Here is a 12,437-nt window from a genome sequence, read left to right as displayed (position 1 = left end):
GCCGGGCCATGCTGCACTGGCCCCGGACCATCACCACCGAGCGGCTCTCCCTGCTGCCCCCCGGTCCGGAGCATCTCGACGACCTCATCCGCCTGAAGGCGGATGAGCGGGTCTTCGGCTTCATGCTGCACGGCACCCGCACGCCCCAGCGGACGCGCGAGGAGCTCGAGGACGACATGGAGTTCTGGCGGGTGCGCGGCTACGGCACCTGGAGCGTGTTCGAGCGTGCGAGCGGCGCCTTCCTCGGCATCGCCGGGCTGATGGAGCGCCCGGACGGGCGGGGCGTCGCCCTGCGTTTCGCGCTGTGGCCGGAATGCCGCGGCAAGGGCTATGCGCGCGAGGCGGCGCGGGCGGCGCTGGAGTTCGGCCACCGCGCCGGGCTCGCCCGCATCATCGCCGTGGCGCGGGAGACCAACCACGCCTCCCGCGCCGTGCTGGCCGATCTCGGCATGCGGGAGTGCGGGGAGTTCATGAACCACGGCCACCGCATGCTGGTCTACGAGAGCCTGCGCTGAAGGGCGGGGACGCCCGCTCAGCTCTGACCTTCCCGCGCCGCGAGCTGCTGGATCTGCTGGCGCATTGCGGCAAGCAGCGCCGAGACCTGGCCGCCGTTGCGCTGCACCACCGCCGAGTACTCGCTGCGCTGCGTCAGCCGCAGCGAGGTGCCCTCGGCGATCACGTCCACGATCCTCGGCTGGCCGCCGACCTCGCTCACCCGCCAGTCCAGCGCGAAGGGCGCGGTGCCGGGGCGGGTGATGATGGTGTTCACCAGCACGTCGTCCTCGGTGCGCTGCTGGGTGCGGCCGAGCTGGAACTGGACGCCCTGATACTCGCCGAAGCGGGCGGCGAGGTTGCGGATCAGCGTCTCCTCGAACAGGCGCAGATACTCCTGCTGCTCCTGCGGCGTCGCCTGGCGCCACCAGCGGCCGAGGATGAAGCGTCCCACCCCCTCGATGTCCACCGCCTGGCGGAGGATGTCGGCGACCCGCCGGCGCCGCTCGGCATGCGGCAGGGCCGGGTTGTTGATCGCCGCCACCAGCTCCTGCCCCACGGCCTGGATGAAGGCCGCGGCCCTGGCGGGATCGGTCTGGGCGCGCGCCATCGGCGCCAGGGGCAGCAGGGCGGCGCCCAGGGCGAGCCCGCAGGCGGACAGCAGCACGCGGCGGTTGGTCTTGGTCATGCAAGTCTCTCCCGTCGGATGGCGGGTGCGCGGTGTTAGCGCCCCTGGTCCTGGCCAGTTCCGATGCCGAACCCCGTGCCATAGCCGGCCGGCGCCTCCGCCCCCGGCCGCAGCTCGATCATGGCGCGGCGGCGCTGGCGGTAGACGCTGCGCAGCGTCGCGTAGGGATCGAGCGAGGAGCGCTCCAGCTCGTCGAGCGGATCGAGCAGGTCCTCGCGCGTGTCCACAACCGTGGCCCCGACGCGTCCCCAGGCCAGCCCGTCCACCACCGCCCCCTGGCCCACCCAGAAGAAGGGATCGGCGGCGACCCCGGCGCCGAAGCCCAGCAGGTCGCGCGGATTGGAGGGGCCGAGCACGGGCACGAACAGGTAGGGCCCCTCCCCCACCCCCCAGCGCCCCAGGGTCTGCCCGAAATCCGCCGTGTGGCCGGGAACGCCGAAATGGCTCTTCGCCACGTCGAAGATGCCGCCAAGGCCCAGGGTGGAGTTGATGACGAAGCGGCCGAGCGTGTCGCCGGCGCGACGCGGCTCTCCCTGCAGCATGTCGTTCAGCAGGATCACCGGCGAGCGCAGGTTGCCGAGCACGTTGCGCACCCCGGTGCGGACCGGCTGCGGCACCACGGTGCGGTAGCCGCGGGCGACCGGGCGCAGCACCGCGCGGTCGAGGCCCTGGTGGACGTCGTACATGGCCCGGTTGAAGGGCTCGGCCGGGTCGTTGGTTTCCCGGAATTCGGCCAGCGCCTCCGGATCGCCCGCCGGAGGCCGGGTGGCACAGCCCGTGGCCAGCACGGCGACGAGCGACAGCGCGACGAGAAGGGGGCTGGGGGACATGAGGGAGGCCGGAAGAAGGGGGAGCACGCTATATCGGAATGGTCGCCCAGCCTGTCCACCCCTCGCGCCGTACTTGCACCGCCCGGCGGGAACCGGCAGAGGATAGGGCATGGACCAGCCTTCCCCGCCTGACGCCGGGCCGCGCCCCGACTCCTCCTCACGTCGCGGAGGGATGGCCCATGCCGGCACCCCGCGTCCCTGGCTCACCGGCGCCCGGCCAGGCGCGCTGCCGGCTCCGGCGGAACTGCCGCCGCCGCAGCTCTCCTTCGAGTTCTTCCCGCCTCGGACCGAGGCCCTGGAAGCCCAGCTCTGGACCTGCATCCGCCGGCTGGAGCCGCTACGGCCGCGCTTCGTCTCTGTCACCTACGGGGCGGGCGGCAGCACCCAGGCGCGCACCCATGCGACGGTGACGCGCATCCTGCGCGAGACCTCCCTCACCCCGGCCGCGCATCTCACCTGCGTCGGCGCGCCGCGGGAGGAGGTTGACGCCGTCGCGCGCGCCTACTGGGAAGCGGGCGTTCGCCACATCGTGGCGCTGCGCGGCGACCCGCCGGCCGGCGCTGCGCGCTACGAACCGCATCCGCAGGGCTATGCCTACGCCGCCGACCTGGTGGCGGGGCTGCGCCGCATCGCTCCCTTCGAGATCAGCGTCGCCGCCTATCCGGAGACCCATCCGGCCGCGCTCTCTCCCGAGCATGACCTCGACAACCTGAAGCGCAAGCTGGACGCCGGCGCGAGCCGCGCCATCACCCAGTACTTCTTCGACACCGACCTCTACCTGCGCTTCCTCGACCGCTGCGCCGCCGCCGGCATCAGCGTTCCCATCGTGCCAGGCATCCTGCCGGTGACGAATTTCGCCCAGGTGCGGAAATTCAGCGCCATGTGCGGCGCCAGCGTTCCCGAATGGATGGGGCGGCTGTTCGAGGGGCTGGACGAGGATGCGGAGACCCGCCGCATGGTCGCCGCCGTGGTCGCGGCCGAGCAGGTGCGGCTGCTGCAGGCCAATGGCGTGGGCGAGTTCCACTTCTACACGCTGAACCGGCCCGACCTGACCTACGCCATCGCGCACATCCTCGGCGTGCGCGCGCGACAGCCGGAGACGAACCCGGCCTGAGAAGGAGGAGAGGTCCGATGCTGCTGTCCGACCAGGAGATCCGCCGCTTCCATGACGAGGGCTGGCTGTTCCTGCCCGAGGTCTTCTCGCCCGAGGAGGTGGCGGCGCTCCGTCAGGAGGCGGAGGCGATCTACCGCGAGCAGCGCCCGGAGATCTGGCGCGAGAAGTCCGGCGCGCCGCGCACCGCCTTCGCCGCCCACACCTATAACGAGGCCTTCCGCCTCCTCGGCGCCCACCCGCGCCTGATCCGCCCCGTGGAGCAGATCTTCGGCGAGCGGCTCTACATGCATCAGTTCAAGATCAACGCCAAGGCGGCCTTCACCGGCGACGTCTGGCAGTGGCACCAGGATTACGGCACCTGGAAGCGCGACGACGGCATGCCGGAGCCGCGGGCGATGAACATCTCGGTCTTCCTCGACGAGGTGATGCCGATCAACGGCCCGCTGATGCTGATCCCCCGCAGCCAGCGCTACGGCACGCTGGATGCCGAGCACGACACCGCCACCACCTCCTACCCGCTCTGGACGCTGGACGAGGCGACGGTGACGCGCCTGGTCGAGGAGGGCGGCATCGTCGCCCCCACCGGCAAGCCGGGCGGGGTGCTGATGTTCCACGGCAACCTGGTGCACGGCTCGGCACCCAACATCACCCCCTACCCGCGCAAGATCGTGTACCTGACGCTGAACGCCGTCTCGAATTACATCCGTACCCCGACGCGGCCGGAGTGGATCGCGCACCGCGACTTCACGCCGATCGAGCCGGTGGCCGACGACGCCCTGACGCGCTACGCGCAGCGCTACCGACAGGCCGCGGAATAGCGGCCGCCCCCGCACCCACCCTTCCTGCGGCAGGGCGGGTGCGGGGCTCAGCCGCCCTGCGGCAGCAGACGCGGATAGAGCGGCCGCAGCAGGGCCGGCATCAGGAACATCGGGATCTGCCCCAGGGCGAAGAACAGGAGCACGCCCCTGTCGGCCTCGGCCGGGAGCACCGCCAGGAACAGCGCCATGTTGCGGTTGCCCGACAGCAGCCCGGCCGTCAGCGCCGCCCTCCGCCCGGCGGGCAGGAAGGCGAGCGCGGTGGCGGCGTTGAGGCCGAGATTGCCGACCAACGCCAGGGCGACGCCGCCTGCGACCCAGAGCGGGTCGGCCAGCAGCCGTGCCTGCACCCCGTCCATGACCCCGAAGGCGAAGGCCATCAGCACCAGCACCACCGCGCCGTCCAGGCCCTGCCCCGCGCGCGCCAGGCGCGCCGGCCCGAGCAGGCGCCGCAGCAGCACCGCGGCCAGGCCCGGCACGCCGACCACCAGCAGCAGCCGCAGCATCAGCCCGCCGGCCGAGATCGCGAGATCCAGGTCGAGGAGGCCGAGTGCCAGCGGCGGCGCGGTGAAGGGCACCAGCGCGGTGCTCAGCAGCGCCACCACCAGGCTGAGCTCCGCGTCCAGCCCGACCAGGCGCGCGAAGGCGGGGCAGGAGGTGGCGGCGCAGCCCGCCGCCATCAGCACCAGCCCCGTGCCCAGCGGCCCGTCCAGGCCGAGCGCGCGGGTGGCGGCGAAGGCGAGCACGGGTGCGACGAGCAGGATCCACGCGGCCAGCAGGGCGATCAGCAACGGCCGGCGCAGATGCGCGAGGAGCTGGGCAGGGTCCACGCGCAGGAGCACGAGCAGCATCAGCAGGGCGACGGCGGGCGTGACCACGTCGCGCAGGGCGGCGGCGAGCGGCGGGAAGAGGATGCCGCCGAAGATGCTCGCCGCCAGCAGCGCGCCTCCGTGACGCGATGACCAGTCCAGAAGGAGACGGAGCGGGGGCAGCGCGGAAGCCGGAACGGTTGGAGGGACGCGGCATCGGTTCTATATCGCCTCGCGTGTCCGCGCCATTCCCGTTCCTCGGCTTTCTCGCCCTGTTCCTGATCCTGCCCCAGGCCGCCGGCGCGGCCTGCCAGGATCCGCCGCAGCCCGGTGTGGACTGGCGGCGCTGCCTGCTGGTCGGGCGCGACCTCTCCAACGCCGACCTCGCCGGGGCGGTGCTGCGCGACGCGTCGTTCGACCGCGCCATCCTGCGCGGCGCGACGCTGGCGCGCGCGGACGCGCCGAGCGCGCGCTTCGTCTCCGCCGATCTCGAGGATGCGGATCTGGAAGGCGCGGTGCTGCTGCGCGCCGACTTCACGCGCGCCAACCTGCGGGGCGCGCGGCTGGCGAGGGCGGATCTGCGCCGCGCCCGCTTCTTCCGCGCCGACCTCTCCGGCGCCGACCTCACCGGCGCGCGGCTCGACGGCGCCGACCTGCTGCACGCGGTGCTGGACGGGGCGCGCTGGACGGATGGCGAGCGCATCTGCGCCGAAGGCTCGGTCGGAGGCTGCCAGTGAGCCGAACCGCCGCCCCGCCGGACTACCTAGCCCGCCTCAACCCCGAGCAGCGGGAGGCGGTGGAGACGCTGGAGGGCCCCCTGCTGGTGCTCGCCGGCGCCGGCACCGGCAAGACCCGGGTGCTGACCACGCGCTTCGCACATCTCCTGGTCACGGGCCGCGCCTGGCCTGGCCAGGTGCTCGCCGTCACCTTCACCAACAAGGCGGCGCGGGAGATGCGCGAGAGGGTCTCCGCCATCCTCGGCCAGCCGGTGGAGGGGCTGTGGCTCGGCACCTTCCACTCCCTCTGCGCGCGCATGCTGCGCCGGCACGCCGAGCTCGCGGGGCTCAGGCCCGACTTCACCATCCTCGACACCGACGACCAGCTCCGCCTGCTGAAACAGGTGATGGAGGCGGCCGGGGTGGATGCCAAGCGCTGGCCGCCCGCCGGCCTGATGGGCGTGATCCAGCGCTGGAAGGACCGCGGCCTGACGCCGGAACGGGTGACGCCGGCGGAGGACACCGACTACGCCGCCGGCCGCGCCCGCGCCCTCTACGCCGCCTACCAGCAGCGGCTGCGCGAGCTGAACGCCGCCGATTTCGGCGACCTGCTGCTGCACATGACGGAGATCCTGCGCACCCGCCCCGAGGTGCTGGCGGAGTGGCACCGGCGCTTCCGCTACATACTGGTGGACGAGTACCAGGACACCAACCTGGTGCAGTATCTCTGGCTGCGTCTGCTGGCGCAGGACCACCGCAACATCTGCTGCGTCGGGGACGACGACCAGTCCATCTACTCCTGGCGCGGCGCCGAGATCGAGAACATCCTGCGCTTCGAGCGCGACTTCCCCGGCGCCAGGGTGGTGCGGCTGGAGAGCAATTACCGCTCCACCCGGCCGATCCTCGCCGCCGCCTCGCACCTGATCGCGCACAACACCGGCCGCCTCGGCAAGACCCTCCGCAGCGGGCGCAACGACGCCGAGGGAGAGAAGGTGCGCCTGGTCTCGCTCTGGGACTCGGAGGAGGAGGCGCGCATGGTCGGCGAGCGGATCGAGGCGGCGCGCCGCGCCGGCCACGCGCTTTCAGAGATCGCGATCCTGGTGCGCGCCGGCTTCCAGACGCGCGCCTTCGAGGAGCGGCTGATCACCCTCGGCGTGCCCTACCGCGTCGTCGGCGGGCTGAAATTCTACGAGCGGCAGGAGATCCGCGACGCGCTGGCTTATCTGCGCGTGCTGCACCAGCCCGCCGACGATCTCGCCTTCGAGCGCATCGTCAACGTGCCGAAGCGCGGTATCGGCGACGGCGCGCTGCGGGCCATGCACCAGATCGCGCGGGAGGAGCGGCTGCCCCTCTCGCTCGCCGCCGAGCGTCTGCTGGCGGGCGGCGCCATCAAGGTGGCGCGGACCCGCCAGGCGCTCGCCGAGCTGATGCAGGGTTTCGCCCGCTGGCGGGAGATGCTGCCGCGGGAGGGCCACGTGGTCGCCGCCGCCACCCTGCTCGACGAGAGCGGCTACACCGAGATGTGGAAGCAGGACCGCTCGCCAGAGGCGCCGGGCCGGCTCGAGAACCTGAAGGAGCTGCTGCGCGCCATGGGCGAGTTCGAGAGCCTCGCCGGCTTCCTCGAGCATGTCGCGCTGGTGATGGAGACCGACGAGGCCGCGGAGGGCGACCGCGTCTCCCTGATGACGCTGCACGCCGCCAAGGGCCTCGAATTCGACATGGTGTTCCTGCCCGGCTGGGAGGAAGGCCTCTTCCCCTCCCAGCGCAGCCTGGACGAGGGCGGCGAGAAGGCGCTGGAGGAGGAGCGGCGCCTCGCCTATGTCGGGCTGACGCGGGCGCGGCGGCAGGCGATCGTCAGCCACGCCGCCAACCGCCGCGTCTACGGCAACTGGACCAGCTCCATCCCCAGCCGCTTTCTTGACGAACTGCCCGAGGAGCAGGTGGAGCACGAGGGCAGCGCCGGCATGGCGCGCAACCGCATGGCCGAGATGCCGAGCGTCTTCGCCGGCGCCTGGGGCCTGCAGCCGCGCCGCCCGCGGGTGATCGAGGCCGGCGTCTGGGAGGTGCAGCAGCGCCCCGCCCGCGCCGAGCCGATCGCGGTCGGCAGCCGCGTCTTCCACCAGAAATTCGGCTACGGCCGGGTGGAGGCGGTGGAGGACGACAAGCTCGACATCGAATTCGAGAAGGCGGGGCGCAAGCGCGTGCTCGACCGCTTCGTGGAGAAGGCATGAGGCGCCGCGCCGAGCCGCTGGAGGCGCTCAGCCTCGACGGCCTGCCGGAGGAGGCGGTGCCGGCCTTCGAGGCGGCGCTCGCCACCGTCTGCGGCACCGTCGGCTATTTCCGCGACGAGGAGGCCGGCACCTGGCGCATCGAGGGCGTGCGCGAGGCCGGCGCCGGCGAGGCGGAGCTCACCGGCGCGCTGGCCCTCGCCGCCGCGCTCACCGGCCTCTCTCCGGCGCTGCACCGGGCGCCGGTCGATGCCGAGGGTTGGCTGGAGCGCGTGGCGGAAGGCTTCCCCGAACAGCCGATCGGCCGCCGCTTCCTGGTGCGCCCGACCCACCTGCCCGACCCGCCCGCCCCTGGGCGCATCGTGCTCCGCCTCGATGCCGGGGTCGCCTTCGGCAGCGGCGAGCACGGCTCCACCCGCGGCTGCCTGCTGGCGCTGGAGCGCGTGGCGCATCGCCGGCCGCGGCGCATCCTCGATCTCGGCACCGGTTCCGGCATCCTGGCGATGGCGGCGGCACGCCTCCTGCGCCGGCCGGTGCTGGCGACCGACATCGAGCCCTGGTCGGTGCGCGTCGCGGCGGAGAATGCGCGGCGCAACGGGCTCGGCCGCCTGGTCGCGGCGCGGCTCGCGGATGGCTGGCGGCACCGCGCGGTGCGCGCCGGGCGCTACGACCTCGTCCTCGCCAACATCCTGGCGCGCCCGCTCTGCACCATGGCGAGCGACCTCGCCGCGCACCTCGCCCCCGGCGGCACGGCGATCCTGGCCGGGCTGCTCGACACCCAGGCGCGGATGGTGCTGGCGGCGCACCGGCGGCAGGGCCTGCGGCTGCAGGCGCGCCTCGACCATGGGCGCTGGACCACGCTGGTGCTGCGCAAGGGCTGAAGGCGGAGCCGCTCAGCGCAGATAGGCCTCGGCGGCGTAGCGGCGCATCATGCGCTGGCTGTGGAAGCGGCTGCCGACGCGAGCGATGGACTGCTTCATCATCCAGATCCAGCGCGCCCTGTCGCCGTGCCAGAGCGGCAGGATGGTGGTCTCGAGCTTGTGGTAGAGGTCCCGGGCGTGCTCTCCATCCGCCGCAGCCGCCTCGCCGCCGATGGCCCAGCCGGTGATCCCCTCCTCCCAGGCCTCGACCCACCAGCCGTCGAGCACGCTGCAATTGGGCACGCCGTTCAGCGCCGCCTTCATGCCGCTGGTCCCCGAGGCCTCGAGGGGCGGCAGCGGGGTGTTCAGCCAGAGATCCGCCCCAGCCACCATCACCTTCGCCAGCGCCATGTCGTATCCTGGCAGGAAGGCGACCGGCACCGCGTCGCGCAGCGCGCGGGCGTGCTCGTGGATACGGCGGATCAGCGCCTTGCCCTGTCCGTCCTGCGGATGCGCCTTGCCCGCCACCACGACCTGGAAGGGATGGCGGGCGGCGATGTCGCGCAGCCTTGCGGGGTCGGCGAACAGCAGGTCGGGCCGCTTGTAGCCGGTCATGCGGCGGGCGAAGGCGAGGACCGGCAGGTCGGGCCGCAGCGCCACGCCGCAGCGCCGCCGCGCCTCCTCGATCAGCTCCGCCTTCGCCTCCTCATGCGCCGCCCACACCGCCTCGTCCGGCAGCCGGTCGGCGCGCAGCAGCATGTCCGGATCGTGCGCCCATTCCGGCGCCACCGCCTGGAACAGCCGCCGGAAGGCGGGATGCGCCCAGGTCGGCACATGCACCCCGTTCGTCACGGCATGGATGCGATAGCCCGGGAACATGCGCCGCGCCGTATCGGCATGGCGCGACGCCACTCCGTTCACCCAGCCGCTGAGGCTGAGGGCGAGCCGCGTCATGTTCAGGGCCTCCGCCCCGGCCAGCAGGCGGAGCTGGTCGATCTCGAAGAAGTCGCCGAGGATCCGCTCCACCAGCGGATAGGGGAAGCGGTCATGCCCGGCCTCCACCGGCGTGTGGGTGGTGAAGATGCAGCGTTCCCGCACCTCCTCGATGTCGTAGTGCAGCGGTCCGCCGCCGAGCCGGTCGGGCGGCAGGCGCCGCCGCCGCAGCAGCGCCAGCGGCAGGAGCGCCGCATGGCCCTCGTTCAGGTGCCAGGTCTCGATCTCGAAGCCGAGGGCACGCAGCATCCGCTCGCCGCCGATGCCGAGCACCGCCTCCTGCTTCAGCCGTAGCGCCTCGTCGCCGCCATAGAGCCGGTCGGTGATGCCGCGATCGGCCGGGTCGTTGTCCTCAAGCCGCGTGTCGAGCAGGATCACCGGCACGCAGCTTCCGAGCGGGCAGGCGTGGAGGTAGAGCCAGGGGCGGATCCACACCGTCCGTCCCTCGAGGCGCACCGCCACCATCGCGCCGAGAGGCGTGGTGCGCGAAGCCGGATCCCAGGGGTCGGGATGATCCACCTGCTCGCCCTCGGGGCTGATCTCCTGGCGCAGATAGCCCTCGCGGCTGGCAAGGGTGACGAACACCACCGGCAGTTCGAGGTCGGCGCAGGACCGTGCGGTGTCTCCCGCCAGCACGCCGAGGCCGCCGGCATAGGTCGGCACCTTCGGATCGAAGGCGATCTCCATCGAAAGGTAGGCGACACGGGTGTGGCGCACCAGGCTGTCGAGCGGCGATGGCAAGCGAGCGGCCTCCTCAGCGCGAGACGAGTACGAGCGTGGAGCGGGGCACCAGCACCGGGGCCGCCTCCGCCGGCCGTTCGCCGCCGGGGTCGGCGGCGTCGTCCGGCGCCGCCGCCGCAGTGTCGAAGGCGATGCGCCAGGCTCCGGCGGGCGGGGGCGGCGGCAGGAAGCGCGCCGGGGCGTGGCGCGAGGCGTTGAACAGCAGGCAGAGCGCACCCGGCACCGCGCCCTCCTCGCGGATCATGCAGCCGAGGCGGTTCTCCGCGCCGTGCCAGTCGGGTTCCGCGCCGTCCGGACCGAACCAGGCGATCTCCGCCGCGTCGTAGAAACGCTCGGCCGAGAGCACCGGATGGGCGCGGCGGAAGGCGATCAGCCGGCGGACGAAGCGCACCAGGCCGGCGTGGCGCGAGACCAGGCGCCAGTCGTGCCAGGAGATCTCGTTGTCCTGGCACCAGGCGTTGGTGTTGCCGCGCTGCGTGCGCCGGAACTCGTCGCCGCCGAGCAGCATCGGCACGCCGCGTGACAGGAACAGGGTGGCCAGCATGTTGCGCACCTGGCGCGCCCGCATCGCCTCTATGGCGGGATCCTCGCTCGGCCCCTCGGTACCGTTGTTCTCCCCCCAGCTCGGGACCAGGGGAGGCGGTTCGGGCCCGTTGGCCTCGTTGTGCGGGCGCGCATAGCTCACCAAGTCGTTCAGCGTCGGCCCGTCATGGCAGGTGACGAAGTTGATGCTGCGCAGCGGTCCCCCGGCCGGGCCGCGGGCGTAGAGATCGGAGCTGCCGGCGAGGCGCGTGGCGAAGGCGCCGGTCAGCCCGGCATCGCCGCGCCAGAAGCGGCGGACATCGTCGCGGAAATGCGCGTTCCACTCCGCCCAGCGCTCCCCCGGAAAGCTGCCGAGGCGGAAGGCGCCGGCCGCGTCCCACGCCTCGACGATCAGCTTCGTGCCGCGCAGCACCGGATCCTCGGCGATCTGCTCCAGCAGCGGCGGGTTGGGCAGCAGCGTGCCGTCCGGGCCACGGCCGAGCACCGCGGCGAGATCGAAGCGGAAGCCGTCCACGCGCATCTCCGTCACCCAGTGGCGCAGGCAGTCCATGATCAGCGACCGTACCACTGGATGATTGCAGTTCAGCGTGTTGCCGCAGCCGGTGTAGTCGGCATAACCGCCCTGCGGCGTCAACATGTAGTAGATGGCGTTGTCGAGGCCGCGGAAGGAGAAGGTCGGCCCCCCTTCCCCGCCCTCCGCGGTGTGGTTGAACACCACGTCGAGGATCACCTCGATGCCGGCGCGGTGCAGTTCGCGCACCATCGCCTTGAACTCGCGCAGCGCCGCGCCTGGCGCTTCGCCGGCATAGGCGGCGCGGGGCGCGAACAGCGCCACGGGATCGTAGCCCCAGTAGTTCCGCAGCGGCGCGCCGGTGGCCGGATCCGCCCGCCCGCCGCCCGCCTCCTCGGGCGCCTCCTGCACCGGCATCAGTTCGAGCGCGGTGACGCCGAGCGAGAGCAGGTAGGGGATGGTCTCGATCACGCCAAGGAAGCGCCCGGCATGCCGCGCGCCCGAGGAGGGGTGCGCGGTCAGCCCCTTCACATGCGCCTCGTAGATCACGGTGTCGCGCCAGGAATGGGCAGGCGGGCGGTCGTCGCCCCAGTCGAAGCGGCGGTCGGCGAGCAGGCAGCGCGCCTCGCCGGGGCGCGGGCGCCCCGCCAGCGCCGGCGCGTAGGGGTCGAGCAGCGGCAGGTGCGGGTCGAAGCGGTGACCCCTCTCCGGCGCCCAGGGGCCCTCCGCCCGCAGCGCATAGGACCAGCCGGCCGAGACGCCGGTGACATGCGCATGCCAGATGTCGCCGGTGCGGTGCCGCGCCGGGTCGAGCGGCAGGACGCCCGCCGGCGCGCCGGAGGGATCGAACACGATCACGGAAAGCCGCGCGGCGTGGCGGCTGAAGACGGCGATGTTGCAGCCCTCCCCCGTCAGCCGGGGGCCGAGCGGCAGCGGGTCGCCGGGCTCGAGTCCGATATCCGCCAACGGGGTCCTCCGCATCGCGCCGCCACCATACCGCCCGCCACGTTCCGCGCCAGCGCCAGGCGGAACGGTGCGGCGCGGAGACGGTAGCGATTGCGCCAGATCATGGCGGCGGGGTGCCCCCGCCCCCAACT

The 12,437-nt window shown here is 72.9% G+C and carries 11 protein-coding genes; 6 read left to right on the top strand and 5 right to left on the bottom strand.

Annotation, left to right across the window (positions count from 1 at the left end; all coding sequences use genetic code 11):
• Nucleotides 1–8 precede the first annotated feature (8 nt).
• Nucleotides 9–515, top strand: coding sequence for a GNAT family N-acetyltransferase (locus ET526_RS13175; RefSeq protein ID WP_135468171.1), 507 nt, complete (start codon nt 9–11; stop codon nt 513–515).
• A 17-nt stretch (nt 516–532) separates the two neighbouring features.
• Here ET526_RS13175 and ET526_RS13170 read toward each other — a convergent pair whose 3' ends face one another.
• Together ET526_RS13170 and ET526_RS13165 are read right to left on the bottom strand one after the other, a co-directional pair.
• Nucleotides 533–1,180, bottom strand: coding sequence for an MlaC/ttg2D family ABC transporter substrate-binding protein (locus tag ET526_RS13170; RefSeq protein ID WP_135468170.1), 648 nt, complete (start codon nt 1,178–1,180; stop codon nt 533–535).
• A 35-nt stretch (nt 1,181–1,215) separates the two neighbouring features.
• Nucleotides 1,216–2,010 (bottom strand): MlaA family lipoprotein, encoded by a 795-nt coding sequence (locus tag ET526_RS13165; protein ID WP_135468169.1) that lies wholly within the window; start codon nt 2,008–2,010, stop codon nt 1,216–1,218.
• Nucleotides 2,011–2,182: 172 nt separating this feature from the next.
• Here ET526_RS13165 and metF point away from each other — a divergent pair, with 172 nt between their 5' ends.
• Both metF and ET526_RS13155 read left to right on the top strand, forming a co-directional pair.
• Nucleotides 2,183–3,124 carry a methylenetetrahydrofolate reductase [NAD(P)H] gene (gene metF, locus ET526_RS13160; protein ID WP_135468197.1) on the top strand — a complete coding sequence of 314 codons (942 nt, stop codon included), beginning with the start codon at nt 2,183–2,185 and terminating at the stop codon, nt 3,122–3,124.
• A 17-nt stretch (nt 3,125–3,141) separates the two neighbouring features.
• Nucleotides 3,142–3,942, top strand: a complete 801-nt coding sequence (locus ET526_RS13155) for a phytanoyl-CoA dioxygenase family protein (RefSeq protein WP_135468168.1) — start codon at nt 3,142–3,144, stop codon at nt 3,940–3,942.
• 47 nt (nt 3,943–3,989) lie between these two features.
• Here the strand turns inward: ET526_RS13155 and ET526_RS13150 are convergent, their stop codons facing one another.
• The gene (locus tag ET526_RS13150) at nt 3,990–4,817 is read right to left on the bottom strand and encodes a bile acid:sodium symporter family protein (protein WP_240048386.1); all 828 of its coding nucleotides are present in this window, start codon (nt 4,815–4,817) and stop codon (nt 3,990–3,992) included.
• Nucleotides 4,818–4,984: 167 nt separating this feature from the next.
• Between ET526_RS13150 and ET526_RS13145 the strand changes: the two genes are divergently transcribed.
• Genes ET526_RS13145 through ET526_RS13135 form a run of 3 tightly spaced genes read left to right on the top strand, consistent with a single transcriptional unit; the run spans nt 4,985 to nt 8,573 of the window.
• Nucleotides 4,985–5,485: a pentapeptide repeat-containing protein gene (locus ET526_RS13145; protein ID WP_240048385.1), complete on the top strand. Its 501-nt coding sequence runs from the start codon at nt 4,985–4,987 to the stop codon at nt 5,483–5,485.
• A complete protein-coding gene (locus ET526_RS13140; RefSeq protein ID WP_240048384.1) occupies nt 5,482–7,695 on the top strand; it encodes an ATP-dependent helicase in 2,214 nt (737 codons plus the stop codon). The genes ET526_RS13145 and ET526_RS13140 overlap by 4 nt, the downstream gene beginning before the upstream one ends.
• Nucleotides 7,692–8,573: a 50S ribosomal protein L11 methyltransferase gene (locus tag ET526_RS13135; protein ID WP_135468164.1), complete on the top strand. Its 882-nt coding sequence runs from the start codon at nt 7,692–7,694 to the stop codon at nt 8,571–8,573. The genes ET526_RS13140 and ET526_RS13135 overlap by 4 nt, the downstream gene beginning before the upstream one ends.
• A 12-nt stretch (nt 8,574–8,585) precedes the next feature.
• Here ET526_RS13135 and glgP read toward each other — a convergent pair whose 3' ends face one another.
• Nucleotides 8,586–10,286: an alpha-glucan family phosphorylase gene (gene glgP / locus ET526_RS13130; protein ID WP_204623622.1), complete on the bottom strand. Its 1,701-nt coding sequence runs from the start codon at nt 10,284–10,286 to the stop codon at nt 8,586–8,588.
• Between the two features lie 13 nt (nt 10,287–10,299).
• Nucleotides 10,300–12,306 (bottom strand): glycogen debranching protein, encoded by a 2,007-nt coding sequence (locus ET526_RS13125; protein WP_204623620.1) that lies wholly within the window; start codon nt 12,304–12,306, stop codon nt 10,300–10,302.
• Nucleotides 12,307–12,437: the final 131 nt, after the last annotated feature.

The organism is Crenalkalicoccus roseus (assembly GCF_004761865.1).
Taxonomy (GTDB): domain Bacteria; phylum Pseudomonadota; class Alphaproteobacteria; order Acetobacterales; family Acetobacteraceae; genus Crenalkalicoccus; species Crenalkalicoccus roseus.
Note: the sequence above shows the minus strand (reverse complement) of the source record. Positions and strands in the feature narration are given on the sequence as shown.